Source organism: Aurantiacibacter luteus (assembly GCF_001010945.1).
GTDB lineage: Bacteria > Pseudomonadota > Alphaproteobacteria > Sphingomonadales > Sphingomonadaceae > Alteraurantiacibacter > Alteraurantiacibacter luteus.
In genome coordinates this window covers 346,783-363,371 of sequence record NZ_LBHB01000002.1, presented here as the reverse complement: position 1 = coordinate 363,371, position 16,589 = coordinate 346,783, and the positions used below count along the sequence as shown (strand labels likewise).

The 16,589-nt window shown below is 67.8% G+C and carries 13 protein-coding genes; 5 read left to right on the top strand and 8 right to left on the bottom strand.

All coding sequences use genetic code 11. The features are described from left to right. Nucleotides 1-13: 13 nt before the first annotated feature. The 3 genes from leuS to holA are packed head-to-tail and all read left to right on the top strand — an operon-like array spanning nucleotide 14 to nucleotide 4,061. Nucleotides 14-2,536 carry a leucine--tRNA ligase gene (gene leuS / locus AAW00_RS08140; RefSeq protein WP_047003871.1) on the top strand — a complete coding sequence of 841 codons (2,523 nt, stop codon included), beginning with the start codon at nucleotides 14-16 and terminating at the stop codon, nucleotides 2,534-2,536. Next, nucleotides 2,533-3,030: an LPS assembly lipoprotein LptE gene (gene lptE / locus AAW00_RS08135; protein WP_047003870.1), complete on the top strand. Its 498-nt coding sequence runs from the start codon at nucleotides 2,533-2,535 to the stop codon at nucleotides 3,028-3,030. The genes leuS and lptE overlap by 4 nt, the downstream gene beginning before the upstream one ends. Next, nucleotides 3,027-4,061, top strand: coding sequence for a DNA polymerase III subunit delta (gene holA, locus AAW00_RS08130; RefSeq protein WP_047003869.1), 1,035 nt, complete (start codon nucleotides 3,027-3,029; stop codon nucleotides 4,059-4,061). Before lptE ends, holA begins: the two co-directional genes overlap by 4 nt. Nucleotides 4,062-4,121: 60 nt before the next feature. Here the strand turns inward: holA and fcl are convergent, their stop codons facing one another. The 6 genes from fcl to AAW00_RS08100 form a co-directional block, all read right to left on the bottom strand. Next, complete coding sequence (gene fcl / locus AAW00_RS08125) at nucleotides 4,122-5,060, bottom strand: GDP-L-fucose synthase (RefSeq protein WP_047003868.1); 939 nt, start codon at nucleotides 5,058-5,060, stop codon at nucleotides 4,122-4,124. Further along, nucleotides 5,060-6,133 (bottom strand): GDP-mannose 4,6-dehydratase, encoded by a 1,074-nt coding sequence (gene gmd, locus AAW00_RS08120; protein WP_047003867.1) that lies wholly within the window; start codon nucleotides 6,131-6,133, stop codon nucleotides 5,060-5,062. The genes fcl and gmd overlap by 1 nt, the downstream gene beginning before the upstream one ends. 94 nt (nucleotides 6,134-6,227) lie before the next feature. Next, nucleotides 6,228-7,283 (bottom strand): dTDP-glucose 4,6-dehydratase, encoded by a 1,056-nt coding sequence (gene rfbB / locus AAW00_RS08115; RefSeq protein ID WP_047003866.1) that lies wholly within the window; start codon nucleotides 7,281-7,283, stop codon nucleotides 6,228-6,230. Nucleotides 7,284-7,321: 38 nt separating this feature from the next. Beyond that, nucleotides 7,322-7,888: an LptA/OstA family protein gene (locus AAW00_RS08110; RefSeq protein WP_052761847.1), complete on the bottom strand. Its 567-nt coding sequence runs from the start codon at nucleotides 7,886-7,888 to the stop codon at nucleotides 7,322-7,324. Nucleotides 7,889-7,902: 14 nt separating this feature from the next. Continuing rightward, nucleotides 7,903-8,658, bottom strand: a complete 756-nt coding sequence (locus AAW00_RS08105) for a hypothetical protein (protein WP_047003865.1) — start codon at nucleotides 8,656-8,658, stop codon at nucleotides 7,903-7,905. Between the two features lie 37 nt (nucleotides 8,659-8,695). Further along, on the bottom strand, nucleotides 8,696-9,313 hold the full coding sequence (locus AAW00_RS08100; protein WP_047003864.1) for a ribonuclease D: 618 nt from the start codon (nucleotides 9,311-9,313) through the stop codon (nucleotides 8,696-8,698). 80 nt (nucleotides 9,314-9,393) lie between these two features. Between AAW00_RS08100 and AAW00_RS08095 the strand changes: the two genes are divergently transcribed. Both AAW00_RS08095 and AAW00_RS08090 read left to right on the top strand, forming a co-directional pair. Beyond that, nucleotides 9,394-10,074 carry a uracil-DNA glycosylase gene (locus AAW00_RS08095; protein ID WP_047003863.1) on the top strand — a complete coding sequence of 227 codons (681 nt, stop codon included), beginning with the start codon at nucleotides 9,394-9,396 and terminating at the stop codon, nucleotides 10,072-10,074. Nucleotides 10,075-10,144: 70 nt separating this feature from the next. After that, on the top strand, nucleotides 10,145-10,327 hold the full coding sequence (locus AAW00_RS08090; RefSeq protein WP_047003862.1) for a hypothetical protein: 183 nt from the start codon (nucleotides 10,145-10,147) through the stop codon (nucleotides 10,325-10,327). Here the strand turns inward: AAW00_RS08090 and AAW00_RS08085 are convergent. Together AAW00_RS08085 and gltB are read right to left on the bottom strand one after the other, a co-directional pair. Then, nucleotides 10,324-11,760 carry a glutamate synthase subunit beta gene (locus AAW00_RS08085; protein ID WP_047003861.1) on the bottom strand — a complete coding sequence of 479 codons (1,437 nt, stop codon included), beginning with the start codon at nucleotides 11,758-11,760 and terminating at the stop codon, nucleotides 10,324-10,326. The genes AAW00_RS08090 and AAW00_RS08085 overlap by 4 nt on opposite strands. Nucleotides 11,761-11,762: 2 nt before the next feature. Next, entirely contained in the window at nucleotides 11,763-16,433 is a 4,671-nt protein-coding gene (gene gltB / locus AAW00_RS08080) for a glutamate synthase large subunit (RefSeq protein ID WP_241461673.1), read from the bottom strand. Nucleotides 16,434-16,589: the final 156 nt, after the last annotated feature.

Below are 16,589 nucleotides of genomic sequence, written 5' to 3'. Positions count from 1 at the left end.
CTAGGGGGCACGCATGACAGCAGAAAGATTCGATCCGTCGGTCGCCGACCGGCGCTGGCAGGCCGCGTGGGACGAGGCGCGCTGCTTCGAGGCGGACAGCAACTCCGCCAAGCCCAAGAGCTACGTGCTCGAGATGTTCCCCTATCCCAGCGGGCGCATCCACATCGGCCACGTGCGCAACTACACCATGGGCGACGTGCTCGCCCGCTATCGCCGGATGCGCGGCGACGAGGTGCTGCACCCGATGGGCTGGGACGCCTTCGGGATGCCCGCGGAAAACGCGGCGATGGAAAAGGGCGTCCACCCGGCGGGCTGGACCTACGACAACATCGCCACGATGAAGGGGCAGCTGAAGCAGCTCGGCTTCGCGCTCGATTGGTCCAGAGAGTTCGCGACCTGCGACCCCTCCTACTACGGCCACGAGCAGGCGCTGTTCGTCGACCTGTACGAAGCGGGCCTCGTCTATCGCAAGGAGAGCGAGGTCAATTGGGACCCGGTCGATATGACCGTGCTCGCCAACGAGCAGGTGATCGATGGCAAGGGCTGGCGCAGCGGCGCCGAGGTCGAGAAGCGCAAGCTCAACCAGTGGTTCCTGAAGATCACCGACTTCGCCGAAGACCTGCTGGACGGGCTGGATACGCTCGACGGCTGGCCGGACAAGGTCCGCACCATGCAGACCAACTGGATCGGCAAAAGCCAAGGGCTGGAATTCCGCTTCGTCGGCACGAATTTCGACGAGACGATCGAGGTCTACACGACGCGTCCCGACACGATCTTCGGCGCGAGCTTCGTCGCCGTGGCGGCCGACCATCCGATCGCCCGCGCCGTTGCCGATACCAGCGCCGAGGCTGCGGATTTCATCGCCCTGTGCAAGAAGGGCGGCACCACCGCGGCGGAGCTGGAGACGGCGGAAAAACTCGGCCTCGACACCGGGCTCAAGGTCGCGCACCCCTTCACCGGGGCGGAGCTGCCGGTCTACATCGCGAACTTCGTGCTGATGGACTACGGCACCGGCGCGATCATGGCCGTGCCGGGCCACGACCAGCGCGACTTCGAATTCGCCACAAAGTACGGCCTGCCGATCCCGCGCGTGGTCGCCGCCAGCGCGGAGGAGGCGGGCAAGCCCTTCGCCGGCGAGGCCGAGAGCGGAGACGGCGTGCTGGTGAACTCCGATTTCCTCAGCGGCATGGACGTCGAGGCCGCCAAGACCGAGGTCATTGCGCGCGCCGAGGCCGAAGGCTGGGGCAAGGGCACGACTGTCTGGCGCCTGCGCGACTGGGGCGTCAGCCGCCAGCGGTATTGGGGCACGCCTATCCCATTCATCCATTGCGATGGATGCGGCGTGGTGTCGGTGCCCAAGGACCAGCTGCCTGTCGTGCTGCCCGAGGATGTCGATTTCTCCGTCCCCGGCAACCCGCTGCTGCGTCATCCGACGTGGAAGAACACGACCTGTCCGAAGTGCGGCGGCGCGGCTGAGCGAGAGACCGACACGCTCGATACCTTCGTCAATTCCAGCTGGTATTTCCTGCGCTTCGCCAGCCAGCCGGCGGACAAGCCCTTCGACGCGGCCGAGGTCGCGCAGTGGATGCCCGTCGACCAGTACATCGGCGGCATCGAGCACGCGATCCTGCACCTGCTCTACGCGAGGTTCTGGACCCGCGCGCTGGCGCGGACCGGGCATCTCGAGGTGCAGGAACCCTTCGCCTCGCTGTTCACGCAGGGGATGGTGACGCACGAGGTCTATTCCCGGCAGGACGGCCCACGCGAGCTCTATTTCACGCCCGCCGAGGTCGAGCGGACCGGCAACGGCGCAAGCCTCAAGGCGGACGGCGGGCCGGTGACGATCGGCAAGGTCGTCAAGATGTCGAAGTCGAAGAAGAACGTCGTCGATCCCGAGGACATCATCCGCGACTACGGCGCCGACGCGGTGCGCTGGTTCATGCTGTCCGACAGCCCGCCCGAACGCGACCTGCCCTGGTCCGAGGCCGGGATCGAGGGCTGCGGCCGCTTCGTCCAGCGCCTGTGGCGGCTGTTCGGTCGGTACGACGCTGCGGCGACCGGCGAGGACAAGGCGCTCGCCCGCAAGACCCACCAGACCATCGCCGCCGTCGCCGAGGACATCGAGGCGCTGGCCTTCAACAAGGCGGTCGCCCGCCTCTACGAACTCACCAGCGCCGCCGAAAAGGCCGCGCCGTCGGCCAGCCGCAATCACGCCATCCGCTCGCTGCTGCTGATGGCGAGCCCGATGATGCCGCATCTCGCCGAGGAAGCCTGGCACGCCATGGGCGAGAGCGGCCTCGTCGCCGATGCCGCCTGGCCCGAGGTCGATCCCGCGCTGCTGGTGGAGGACGAGGTCACCATCGCCGTCCAGCACATGGGCAAGCTGCGCGATACGCTGACCGCGCCCAAAGGCGCCTCGAAGGACGATCTCGAAGCGCTTGCGCTCGCCAGCGCTAACGTTCAGCGTTCGATCGACGGCAAGCCCATTCGCAAGGTGATCGTGGTGCCCGACAGGCTGGTGAACATCGTAACATGAAGCGCGCGACCGCCCTTCTCGGCGCGCTGGCGCTGCTCGCCGGCTGCGGTTTGCAGCCGATGTACGCGGGCGGATCCACCGGCCCGGTCGCCAGCGCTCTCGCCGATGTGGAGGTGCCCGCCATCGAGGGCCAGCAGGGCTGGCTGGTGCGCAACGCCCTCACCGACCGGCTGCGGCAGGGCCAGGGCAGCGGCAGCGCACGCTACCGGCTGGACGTGGTGCTCGACGACCGGCTGGAAGGCCTCGGCCTGCTGACCGACGAGACCATCGGGCGCGAGCGGCGCACCCTGCGCGCGCGCTACCAGCTGGTCGAGATCGCCAGCGGCACCGTGCTGGTCGATGCGACCGCAGGCTCCGACGCGGGCATCGACGTAGTCGGCAGCGAATACGCCACCATCGCCGCCGAGCAGACCGCGCTCGAGAACCTGGCGCAGGAAGTGGCCGACCAGATCGTCGTCCGGCTGACGCGCACCCTGCGCGAACAGGACCGGTGAAGGCCACCCAGCGCGACTACGCGCAGGTCCTGCGCCGCAGCGGGGCGGGGTGCCGGCTGTTCTTCTTCTGCGGGCAGGACGAGGCGGGGGCCTCCACCGCCGTCGCCCGCCTGATCGCCGACCTGCCGCAAGCGGGCGAACGGGTCGACCTGTCTGGCAGCGAGCTCAAGTCCGACCCCGCGCGGCTGGTGGACGAGGCGCGCTCGACCTCGCTGTTCGGCGATGCGCGCCACATTGTCGCGCGGGTCGCCGGCGAGGAGGCGCACGATGCGCTGGCGAGCTGGTGCGATCTCGCCGACCGGGGGGAGATGCAGGGCGGCTGGCCGGTCTTCGTGATCGCCACCAGCGCAACCGACAAGTCGCGCACCGCCAAGCTGCTGCTGAAGCGCAGCGACGCGCTGGTGGCGGTGTTCTATCCGCCCGATCTCAAGTCCGTGACCGCCGACGTGCGAACGATGGCGGATGCCGCCGGGCTGCGGCTGGGTGGCGACCTTGCCGAGCAGATCGCGCGCGCGGTGAACCTCGACGTGCGGCTGGCGCAGTCCGAAATCGACAAGCTGGCGCTCTATCTCGATGCCGGCCCGCAGAGCCCCAGAACGGTCGCGCAGGCGGATTACGATGCCGTCGGCGCGCGCACCGAGGAAGACGGGTTCATGCCGCTGGTCAATGCGGCACTGGGCGGCGAATTGAAGAAACTGCCGTCGGAGATCGCCCGGATGCGCGAGGTCTCGCTCAATCCCGTGGGCGTGGCCCTGGCGATGGAACGGCGCGCCGCGCAGCTTGCCGCGCTCTCCAGCCGGATCCGTCCGGGCGAGGACATGAAGGGGTTCCTCAGCGCCAACGGGGTGTTCTTCAAGGAGCATCGGGAGATCGGAGAGCAGCTCGGGCGCTGGAGCGGGGGCAAGCTGGAAAGGCTCGTTCCGCGACTGGCCGGCCTGCACCGCACCCTGCTCGCCAACAGCCAGAACGCGGAGCTGCTCCTGGCCCAGGAATTGGTGACCATCGCCCGCTACGCCTCGACGCGCAGGTAGGTCGTCCATTCGATCGTACAGTGCGCGGGCTCGAGGCTCTGCCTATCGGGCGGACTAGCCTCAAGCCTTGCCTTCGCCTGCCAGGAAGGCGCGGTAGGCATCGGCGATCCCTTCGCGCAGGCCGATTGTCGCCTTCCAGCCCATGGCCGCCAGCTTGTCGCCGCTCATCAGCTTGCGCGGCGTGCCATCGGGCTTGGAGGTATCGGTAACGATATCGCCATGAAAGCCCACGACCTCGCACACCATGCGCGCCAGGTCGATGATCGGCAGGTCTTCGCCCGAGCCGAGGTTCACGTGCTCCTCGCCCGAGTATTCCTTCAGCAGGAACACCGCCCCGTCGGCGAGGTCGTCGACGTGCAGGAACTCGCGTCGCGGCGTGCCGGTGCCCCAGATGGTGATGCTGTCCTCGCCGGCTTCCTTCGCCTCGTGCGCCTTGCGGATCAGCGCGGGCAGGACGTGGCTGTTGGCGAGGTCGAAGTTGTCTCCGGGGCCGTAGAGGTTGGTCGGCATGGCGCTGATGTAGTCGCAGCCGTACTGGCGGCGATAGGCCTGGGCGAGCTTGATGCCGGCGATCTTGGCGATCGCATACCACTCGTTCGTCGGCTCCAGCGGGCCTGTCAGCAGCGCGTCCTCGGGGATCGGTTGCGGTGCCATCCGCGGGTAGATGCACGAGGAGCCTAGGAACAGCACCTTTTCCACCTCGGCCTGCCGGGCGGCCTCGATGAGGTTCGCCTCGATCATCAGGTTGTCGTAGAGGAACTCGGCCGGGTAAGTGTCGTTGGCATGGATGCCGCCGACCTTGGCCGCGGCCACCACCATCGCATCGGGCCGGTTGGCGGCGAACCAGTCGCGCACCTCGGCCTGTTCGCGCAGGTCCACCCGGCGGTCCGCGACCAGCACCTCGCAGTCCTCGCGCGCCAGGCGGCGCACGATCGCAGAACCGACCATGCCCTTGTGGCCGGCGACGTAGACGCGCTTGCCGGCAAGATCGTAGGTCATCAGTCGAAGCCCGCGATCGGTTCGGCCTTCATCACCTCCATGTCGGCCTGCACCATTTCGCGGGCGAGGTCACGCGGGGAGGTCTCGTGCTTCCAGCCAAGTTGCTCCTGCGCCTTGGTCGGATCGCCCAGCAGCAGTTCCACCTCGGTCGGTCGGAAGTAGCGCGGATCGACCTCGACGAGGCAGCGCCCGTCCTCGGTGCTGTAGCCCTTCTCGTCGATCCCCTCACCGCGGAACTCGAGCGGGATGCCGGCATCCTCGAAGGCCCAGCGCACGAACTCGCGCACCTCGGTGGTGACGCCGGTGGCGAGCACGTAATCGTCGGGCTCGTCCTGCTGCACCATCATCCACATGCCGCGCACGTATTCGCGGGCATGACCCCAGTCGCGCTTGGCATCAAGGTTGCCGAGGAACAGCTTCTCCTGCCGGCCGAGCGCGATAGCGGCGGCGGCGCGGGTGATCTTGCGGGTCACGAATGTCTCGCCGCGCAGCGGGCTCTCATGGTTGAACAGGATGCCGTTCGACGCGTGCATCCCGTAGGCCTCGCGATAGTTGACGGTGATCCAGTAGGCATAGAGCTTGGCTGCGGCATAGGGGCTGCGCGGATAGAACGGCGTCGTCTCGCGCTGCGGCACTTCCTGCACCAGGCCATAGAGCTCGCTGGTGGAGGCCTGGTAGAAGCGCGTGGTCTTTTCCAGCCCCGCAATGCGGATCGCCTCCAGCAGGCGCAGCGTGCCGATGGCGTCGGCATTGGCGGTATACTCGGGCGTCTCGAAGCTGACCGCCACGTGGCTCTGCGCGGCGAGGTTGTAGATCTCGTCGGGCCGCGTTTCCTGCACGATGCGGATGAGGTTCGTGCTGTCGGTCAGGTCGCCGTAGTGCAGGACGAAATTCTGGTTGTCGACGTGCGGATCCTGGTAGATGTCCTCGATCCGGCCGGTGTTGAAGCTGGACGAACGCCGCTTGATGCCGTGGACCTCGTAGCCCTTCTCCAGCAGCAGGTGCGAAAGGTAGGCACCGTCCTGACCGGTAACGCCGGTAATGAGGGCGGTTTTCTTCGATGCGTCGGACATTTGCACTGGAACTCCTTGTCGGCAGGGCCGCTAGCGCTCTGTCGCGCGCAAGGCAATGGTCGCGGGCCGCCGCTGGCTCTCTACAAGATTGCCGCTAGCGTCGTAGAAGTGTGTGCCACCAGTCCTCGTTGGCGAGATACCAGCTCAGGGTCTGGCGCAATCCGTCTTCGAAAATGTGCATTGGCGCATAGCCGAGCTCTTCGCGGGCCTTCGTCTCATCGATGGCGTAGCGGCGGTCGTGGCCCTTGCGGTCCTCGACGAAGGCCTTGAGCGTGGCCGTGGCCTCGCCCTTCGCGGCGGGCGCGTCGGGGAAGCGCGTCGCAAGCCCCGCGTCCTCGGCAAAGGCGCGGTCGACCTCGGCGCAAATGGTGTCGATCACCGCCATGTTTGGCAGTTCCGCCCCGCCGCCGATGTTGTAGGTCTCCCCTGTCACCCCGCGCGCGAGGCAGGCCTCGATCCCGCGGCAGTGATCCTCGACGTGCAGCCAGTCGCGCACGTTCATCCCGTCGCCGTAGATCGGCAACGGCCGGCCGTGAAGCGCATTCAGCAGGAACAGCGGGATCAGCTTCTCGGGGTACTGGTAGGGGCCGTAGTTGTTCGAGCAGTTGCTGGTGACGACGTCGAGCCCGTAAGTGTGGTGGTAGGCGCGCACAAGGTGATCGGACGCGGCCTTGCTCGCCGAATAGGGCGAATTCGGCTGGTACTGGTTGTCCTCGGCAAAGGCCGGTTCCTCAGGGCCGAGCGAGCCGTAGACCTCGTCGGTCGAGATGTGGTGGAAGCGGTGCGGGCGGCCGCTGCCCTCATCCAGCCACACGCTCCGCGCGGCCTTCAGCAGGCTGTTGGTGCCGAGAATGTTGGTCTCGATAAAGGGGTCGGGTCCGCTTATCGAGCGATCGACGTGGCTCTCGGCGGCGAAGTGGACGATGGTGGCGATGTCGCGCTCGCGCAGCAGGCGCTCGACGAGCGCTGTATTGCGGATGTCGCCTACGATCAGTTCGGCCTGCGCCACGCCGGCCACCGTGCTCGCGTTGCCGGCATAGGTCAGAGCGTCGAGCACAACGATCCGGTCCTCGGGGTGATGCTTCACCCAGTAATGAACAAAATTGCCACCGATGAAGCCGGCACCCCCGGTGACGAGCATTCCAGCCAAGCGCCTACCCCTTCGCAACCGGTGAGAAACAGCTGCGGCTAGTTGTTGCCGGGCACGGCAAAGGTGCCCGAAACCCGCCCGCGCTGGCTGCCGTCCGCCGGGCGCGAGCCCGCGCCGTCGACGCTGGTGACGCCGGAGCCAAGGTCGATGGTCAGCCGCCCGGCGTCGAGCCGGTCGCTGCCGCGGTTGACGTTCACGCCGCCCGACATGACGATGACGCGGCGGTTGAAGTCGTAGACCGCCGCATCGCCGCGGGCGCGCTCGGTGCCGCGCGTCACGGTCACGCCGCCGGTCGCGTCGATGCGCTGGATCTGCAGTTCGCCCGCATCGGTATACGCTATGGTTGTGCGCTCGGCGGTGAGACGCAGGTTGCCCTGCTCGATCACCACGTCACCCTGCAGCACCACGCGGTTCTGCCGATCCTGCAGCTGGCCCATGTCGGCCGACCAGGTGACCGGCGTGTTGGGGTCGAGGCCGGAGATCGACTGCGCCTCCGCCAGCGAGCCGAAACCCAGCGCCGCTACCGACCCGGCGAGCAGGCCGGCGCACAGACCGCGTGTGGCGAGGGCCCTGATGGGGGTGCGGTGGGAAGGGCGGGTGATCATCGCAGGGTCCTTCGTCAAAACTCGATCCCGCGCGGCACGGCGAGGTGGCCGGGGACCATGGTCATGCGGGCATTGCCGCGCAGGGTGATGGTGCGCGTATCGAGGTCGACGCGAACCGAATCGGCGCGGAAACGGCCGGCCGGGATCACGCCTTCGATTCCTCCGTCGCCGGTGAGCGCGCGCTGTGGCAGATCCACGGTCACGCCGCGCATGGCGAGGGCGTAACCGTCGGCGGCGGTGAGTCGCATCATGCCGGGAATGGCGACGCGGCTTTCGTCGGTCGCATAGGTACCTTCGGGAGCGACGATTTCGGCGGGACCGTCGGGCAGGGCGATGCGCGCCATCAGCCTCTCCAGCGTGACCCGCCTCCTGTCGATGGCATAGGATCCACGCTGCGCCTCCAGCACGGCGGGACCGTTCTCAAGGGCGATGCGCGCGGTCAGGCGCTGCATCTCGACCAGCGGCACGGCATCGGAACGCTGGACCGTGCTGCCGGCCATGAGCGAAAACGGGCGGCCGCGATTGTCCTGGCCCCGGTACATGGCATCGTCGAGGCGCAGCCGGTCCTCGGCGATGGCGACCTTGTTGCGATCGAGCAGGAACGAGACCTCGCCGCGCGGGGAGAGCGGCGTGATCAGCATCATCGCCGCCACCACGCCGACCAGCGCCGGCAAGCCCACGGCGAGCAGGCGCACGATCCGGTCGAGCGACGAGCCCGGGGCGGCAAAGGCCTGGCGCCTGGAGCGCATCCGGTCGGCGGCGACGGTCATCGTGGCACTCTAACGCATGCGAGTAGGCTTTGGCGCCTTACTCGTGGCTGAAAATATCCTTGTCGCCCCACCCGGCGATGTCGAGCAGGGCGCGGGTGGGGAGGAAATCGAAGCAGGCCTGCGCCAGCTCCATTCGTCCCTCGCGCTGGAGCCGGGCGATCATCACTTCGCGCAGGCGATGCAGGTAGCGCACGTCGCTGGCGGCATATTCGCGCTGCGCCTCGCTGAGTTCCGGCGCGCCCCAGTCGCTCGACTGCTGCTGCTTGGAGATGTCGACCTGCAGGTGGTCGGAGAGTAGCATCTTGAGGCCGTGGCGGTCGGTGTAGGTTCGCGTCAGCTTGCTGGCGATCTTGGTGCAGAACACCGGCGCGGCCATCACGCCGAGATAGTACTGGATCGCCGCGAGATCGAAGCGCGCGAAGTGGTAGATCTTCACCCGGTCCGGATCGGCCAGCACCGCCTTGAGGTTGGGCGCATCGAATGCGCTGCCCTTCGCAAACCGCACGAGGTGCTCGTCGCCCTGCCCGTCGGACAGCTGGACGACGCACAGCCGGTCGCGCGGGGTGACGAGGCCCATGGTCTCGGTATCGACGGCGATGGGGCCGTCGGCGAGCACGCCTTCGGGGAGGTCTTCTTCGTGGAAATGGACTGCCATAGGCCTTGGCCCATAGGCGCATCGGGGATTGCTGGGAAGGGCGGCTTTGCGCGGGGGAAGCGGCGGCCTAGTTGGGCGGGATGATCGACCTCGTGCCCGACAACTGGAAGCCGGCGCTGGCCACGGTTCTGGCCGCCCCCGAGGCCCAGGCGTTGGACGCATTCCTGCGCGCCGAGGATGCGGCGAGCAAGGCGGTCTATCCGGCGCGGGAAGCACGGTTTCGCGCGCTCGACCTGACGCCGCCTGACTCGGTCAAAGTCGTGGTGCTGGGGCAGGATCCCTACCACGGGCCGGGGCAGGCGATGGGCCTCGCCTTTTCCGTGCCCGATGGCGTGAAGCACCCGCCTTCGCTGCGCAACATCTTCAGCGAACTGGAGAGCGATGTCGGCGTGCCGCGCCCGGCGAGCGGCGACCTGACGCCTTGGGCACGGCAGGGGGTGCTGCTGCTCAATACCGCGCTCAGCGTCGAACAGGGCAAGGCGGGCAGCCATGCCGGGCGCGGGTGGGAAGCGGTGACCGATGCCGTGGTCGATGCGGTGGCGCGGGGCGAGGCCGCCACGGTCTTCGTCTTATGGGGCAGCCATGCACAGGCGAAAGCGGCGCGCATTCCCGCGCTGCGGAGCGGTCGCCATCTGCTGATCGAGAGCCCGCACCCCAGCCCGCTCTCCGCCTATCGCGGTTTCTTCGGATCGCGGCCATTCAGCCGCGCGAATGCCTTTCTGGAAGCTCAGGGTCGCGGAACCGTGGACTGGCGGCTGTGACGAGACGGGTTACCGTTCGATAACCGCGCTGCTTAAGGTCGGCGAAGGCCAAGAGGCGCAAGGAGGCGCCATGGCCGAACCTCTCGCCCGCATGATGCTGCGCCGGACCGCCAATGTACTGGCCCTCGCCCTGCTGCTGGCTGCAGCGGTTGCCACCGGCCTCGCCGCGAGCACCTGGCAGGCCGAACCTGCCGGACCTGTCCAGCAGATTGCCTTTGACGACCTCGGCCCGCGTCCGGGCTTCGACCTCTAGCGCGGCAGCTCGGTCGACCCCATCAGCGCCTCGTCCACGCTGGCCGCGCACTGGCGGCCTTCGCGGATGGCCCAGACTACGAGGCTCTGCCCGCGCCGCATGTCGCCGCAGGCCCAGGTCTGCTCATCGCTGGTGCGATAGTCGCGCACGTTCGCGTCCACGTTGCCACGGTCGGTGAGGCCCACGCCGGCCTGGTCCAGCATCCCGCGCCGCACCGGACCAAGGAAGCCCATGGCGAGGAGGATCAGGTCGGCCTTCAGCGTGAACTCGCTGCCCGGAACCTCGGCCAGCTTGCCGTCCGTCCAGTCTGCGCGCACGCATTCGAGGCCGGTGACCTTGCCGTCCTCGCCCACCACGCGCTTGGTCAGCACGGCCCAGTCGCGGTCGACGCCTTCCTCGTGGCTGGAGCTGGTGCGCAGCTTCATCGGCCAGTCGGGCCAGGTCAGCAGCTTGTTCTCCTTTTCGGGCGGCTGCGGCATGATCTCGATCTGGGTCACGCTCGCCGCGCCCTGGCGGTTGGAGGTGCCCACGCAGTCGCTGCCGGTATCGCCGCCGCCGATGACGATGACGTGCTTGCCCGTCGCCGTCAGGCTGCCGCGCGGGGCGGCGCGCGATTCCTCGTCGCCGGCGTTGCGCTTGTTCTGCTGGGTGAGAAACTCCATCGCCAGGCGCACGCCCGGAAGCTCCGCTCCGGGGATCTCCAGCTGGCGCGGATGTTCGGCCCCGCCCGCCAGCACGATCGCGTCGAAGTTCTCCTTCAGGCTCTTCATCGAGGTGTCGACGCCGATCTCGTTGGAGGTTTTGAAGATCACGCCCTCCGCCTCCATCTGCACCGCGCGGCGGTTGATGAGGCTCTTCTCCATCTTGAAGTCGGGGATGCCATAACGCAGCAGTCCGCCCACGCGGTCGCTCTTCTCGAACACCGTCACCGAGTGCCCGGCGCGCGCCAGCTGCTGGGCGCAGGCGAGGCCCGCGGGGCCGGAGCCGACGACCGCGACGGTCTTGCCGGTGGTCTTCGCCGGTGGGCGCGGCTTGATCCAGCCCTCCTGCCAGCCGCGGTCGACGATGGCGCACTCGATGGACTTGATGGTCACCGGCACGTCGGTAATGTTCAATGTGCAGGCCGCCTCACACGGGGCGGGACACACGCGGCCGGTGAATTCGGGGAAGTTGTTGGTGGAGTGCAGCACCTCCAGCGCGTTCTTCCAGTCCCCTTCGTAGACGAGGTGGTTCCAGTCCGGGATGATGTTGTTCACCGGACAGCCGTTGTGACAGTAGGGGATGCCGCAGTTCATGCACCGCGCCGCTTGAGTCTTCAGCCCGTCCTCCGAATGGGGGACGATGAATTCGCGGTAGTGCTTCACCCGCTCCTCGGGCGCGGCGTAGGTGCGATCCTTGCGGTCGTATTCGAGGAAGCCTGTTTCCTTGCCCATGACTATTCCGCCGCCTCCATCGCGGCCTCTTCGCGTTCCGCCTCGAGCTGTCTGAGCGCGCGGGCGTAATCCTTCGGCATCACCTTGACGAACTGGCCCAGCGCTGCGTCGAAATCCTCGAGCAGGGCCGTGGCCCGCGCCGAGCCGGTGTGCAACTTGTGCCGCTCCAGCAGCACCCGGAGCCTTGCGGCATCGTGGTAGAGCGGGTCGCCCATGCCGAGATCGTCCACCGTTGACGGACGTTGCTGCGGCAGGCCGGTGCCTTCCGGGTCATCCGCCTTGGCGTCAATGGGCAGCAGGTCGACCTGCGCCAGGTTGCAGCGCTGGCGGAAGCTGCCGTCCGGATCGTGGACGTAGGCGATCCCGCCGCTCATCCCGGCGGCGAAGTTGCGCCCCGTCGCGCCGAGCACGCAGACGACGCCGCCGGTCATGTATTCGCAGCCGTGATCGCCCGTGCCCTCGACCACCGCGACCGCGCCCGAGTTGCGGACCGCGAAGCGTTCCCCCGCGACGCCGGCGAAGTAGGCCTCGCCCGCGATGGCGCCGTAGAGGCACGTGTTGCCGACGATGATATTCTCACCCGGATCGCGGCCGAGACCGTCCGGCTGGCGCACGATCACGCGCCCGCCCGACAGGCCCTTGCCGACATAGTCGTTGGCATCGCCGACGAGGTCGAGCGTGACGCCGTGGGCCAGCCAGGCGGCGAAGCTCTGCCCGGCGGTGCCGGTAAAATTGATCCGCACGGTATCGACCGGCAGGCCCCGGTGGCCGTGACGCTTGGCGATCTCGCCCGACAGCATGGCCCCGGCGGTGCGGTTGAGGTTGCGGATGTCCCGGTCGATCTGCACCGCCTCGCCGCGCGCGATGGCGGGCTGGCAGGCGGCGATCAGCTCGCGGTCCATGACATGGTCGAGGCCGTGGTCCTGCTCCAGCGCGTTCCACAGTGGCACGTCGGCGGCGAGGTCGACCTTGTGCAGCAGGCGCGAGAGATCGACGCCGTCGGCCTTCCAGTGGCGGATGGCGTGGTTCATGTCGATCCGGTCCACCCGACCGACCATCTCCTGCACGGTGCGGAAGCCCATCTCCGCCATGATCTCGCGCAGTTCCTCGGCGACGTAGAAGAAGTAGTTGATGACGTGCTCGGGCTGGCCGGTGAAGCGCGCGCGCAGCTCAGGGTTCTGCGTCGCCACGCCGACGGGGCAGGTGTTGAGGTGGCACTTCCTCATCATGATGCAGCCCGCCGCGATCAGCGGCGCGGTGGCGAAGCCGAACTCGTCCGCGCCCAGCAGCGCGCCGATTGCGACGTCGCGCCCGGTGCGAAGGCCGCCGTCGACCTGCACCGCGATGCGGCTGCGCAGGTCGTTGAGCAGCAGCGTCTGCTGCGTTTCGGCAAGCCCGATCTCCCAAGGCGAGCCCGCGTGCGTCAGGCTGGTGAGCGGCGAAGCGCCCGTGCCGCCCTCGTAGCCCGAGATGGTGACGTGGTCGGCCTTGCACTTGGAAACGCCCGCGGCGACCGTGCCTACGCCCACCTCGGAGACGAGCTTCACCGAGATGCGCGCCGCCGGGTTCACGTTCTTCAGGTCGTGGATCAGCTGCGCCAGGTCCTCGATCGAGTAGATGTCGTGGTGCGGGGGCGGGCTGATGAGGCCCACGCCCGGCGTCGCGTGGCGGACCTTGCCGATGCGCTTGTCCACCTTGTGGCCGGGCAGCTGGCCGCCCTCGCCGGGCTTGGCGCCCTGCGCCATCTTGATCTGGATATCGTCGGAGTTCGCCAGATATTCCGTGGTCACGCCGAAACGCCCCGAGGCGACCTGCTTGATACGGCTCCGCATGGAATCGCCGTTGGGCAGGGGGCGGAAGCGTTCGGGTTCCTCGCCGCCCTCGCCGGTGTTGGAGCGGCCGCCGATGCGGTTCATCGCGATGGCCAGCGTCGAGTGCGCCTCGTGACTGATCGAGCCGAAGCTCATCGCCCCTGTGCTGAAGCGCTTGACGATGCTTTCCGCGCTCTCGACCTCGTCCAGCGGCACGGGCGTTGCGGCGGGTTTCAGCTGCATCAGGCCGCGGATGGTCAGCAGGCGCTCGCTCTGCTCGTTCACGCTCTTCGCAAACTCGCGGTACTTCTCCGGCAGGTTCCCGCGCACCGCGTGCTGGAGCTGGGCGACGTTGGCCGGCGTCCAGGCGTGCTCCTCGCCGCGCAGGCGGTACTGGTACATGCCGCCGACATCGAGCATCTCGGCATAGATCGGATTGTCGCCGTAGGCCGCGGCGTGGCGGCGCACGGTTTCCTCGGCGATCTCAGCCAGGCCCACGCCCTCGATGGTGGTGGCGGTGCGGGTGAAGTACTTTTCGACGAAGGCCGAGGAGAGACCCACCGCGTCGAAGATCTGCGCCCCGCAGTAGGACTGGTAGGTGCTGATGCCCATCTTCGACATCACCTTCATGATGCCCTTGCCGATGGCCTTCTGGTAGTTTGCCTCGACCTCCTCGCAAGCGAGTTCGGGCACCTTCTTGCGCCGGATGTCCTCCAGCGTCTCGAAGGCGAGGTAGGGGTTGATCGCTTCCGCGCCGTAGCCCGCGAGCACGCAGAAGTGATGCACCTCGCGCGCCTCGCCGGTCTCGACGACGATGCCGGTCTGCATCCTCAGGCCCTGCCGCACCAGCTGGTGGTGGACGGCGGATGTCGCCAGCGCGGCGGGCATGGCCACGCGGTCCGGCCCCTGCGCGCGGTCGGAAAGGACGAGGATGTTCTTGTCCTGCAGCACCGCCTCGGTCGCGGCCCAGCACATCTCCTTGATCGCCATCTCCAGCCCCTCGGCGCCGCTGGCGGCATCCCAGGTGATATCGATGGTGGCCGTGGCAAAGGCGCCGTCGAGCACCTTTTCGACCGAGCGGATCTTCTCCATGCCCTTGTTGGTCAGGATCGGCTGGGCGATCTCCAGCCGCTTGTGCGTACCCGCCTCGCGGCCGAGCAGATTGGGGCGCGGGCCGACCATGGTCAGCAGGCTCATCACCAGCTCCTCGCGGATCGGGTCGATCGGCGGATTGGTGACCTGCGCGAAGTTCTGCTTGAAGTAGTCGTAGAGCAGTCGCGGGCGCTTGCTGAGCACGGCGATGGGGGTATCGGTGCCCATCGAGCCGATGGGATCGTCGCCGCTGACGGCCATGGGCTCGAGGAACTTGGCGATGTCCTCCTGCGTGTAGCCGAACGCCTGCTGGCGATCGAGCAAGGACACCTCTGCCGCCTGCACGGCCTCCTCGTCGGTCTCGATGGTCTCGATGTCGGCCAGTTTGTATTGCGCGCGCTCCAGCCAGTCGGCGTAAGGGTGCGCGGCGGTGAGCTGGGCCTTCAGCTCCTCGTCCTCGACGATGCGGCCTTCCTCGAGGTCGATGAGCAACATGCGGCCCGGCTGCAGCCGCCACTTCCTGACGATGTCCTCCTCGGCCACCGGCAGCACGCCGCTTTCGCTCGCGAGGATGCACAGGTCATCCTTCGTCACGCAGTAGCGCGCCGGGCGGAGGCCGTTGCGATCGAGGGTGGCGGCGATCTGGCGGCCGTCGGTGAATGCGACCGCGGCGGGGCCGTCCCACGGCTCCATCAGCGCGGCGTGGTATTCGTAGAATGCGCGCCGGGCCGGGTCCATCAGCTCGTTCTTCGCCCAGGCTTCCGGGATGAGCATCATCATCGCATGGGCGAGGCTGTACCCGCCGAGCAGCAGCAGTTCGAGCGCGTTGTCGAGGCAGGCGGTGTCGCTCTGCCCGTGCGGCACGATGGGCCACAGCTTGTCGAGGTCCGAGCCGAGCAGGTCAGATTCCATCGTCCGCCGGCGCGCGTTCATCCAGTTCACGTTGCCGCGCACGGTGTTGATCTCGCCGTTGTGGGCGATGAGGCGGAAGGGCTGGGCCAGCCGCCAGCTGGGAAAGGTGTTGGTCGAGAAGCGCTGGTGGACGAGGCCCAGCGCGCTCTCGCAGTCGGGGTCGGTCAGGTCGCGGTAGAAACTGCCCACCTGCGTCGCCAGCAACAGCCCCTTGTAGACCACGGTGCGGCTGGAGAAGCTGGGCATGTAAAGCTTTTCGAGCCCGGGCAGGCCGTGCTTTTGCGCCAGTTCCGCCAGCGGGTTCTGCGTCTGCTTGCGGATGACGATCAGCTTGCGCTCGAAGGCGTCCTGGTCGGCGCAGTTGTCCCCGCGGGCGATGAAGCACTGGCGGATGACCGGCATCGAGGCGAGCACGGCCTTGCCGAGACCTTGCGGGTCGGTCGGCACGTCGCGCCAGCCGATCAGGCGCTGGCCTTCCTTGGCGATGAACTTCTCGAACTGCTCGGTGATGAAGGCGCGTGCCTCGTCCTCCTGCGGCATGAAGCACATGGCGACGGCATAGTCGCCCGCGGGCGGCAGGGTCAGGCCCGCGCCCTGAGCCCACCGGCGATAGAGCCGGTCGGGAATCTGCAGCAGGATGCCCGCGCCGTCGCCCAGCAGCGGGTCCGCGCCTACCGCGCCGCGATGGTCGAGATTGGCGAGGATCTGCAGCGCCTGGGTGACGATCGCGTGCGACTTCGCGCCCTTGATATGGGTGACGAACCCGACGCCGCAGGCATCGTGTTCGTTGACCGGATCATACAGCCCGCGCGGTGCGGGCAGGTCCGGGTTTCCGGCGGGCAAGGTCGTGTTCGTCACCTGTCTCTTCCTGTCGCGGCGGCCGACGAGAGGGGAGAGCGCTCCGCGCTTCGCAACCGGTTGCAACGGTAACGAAACGCGAATCCCCAGCGCGAGGCTGCACGAAAATGTCGCGAAACCCCCTCATGGCGACAGGAAGATGCCTTGGCAAGTTTT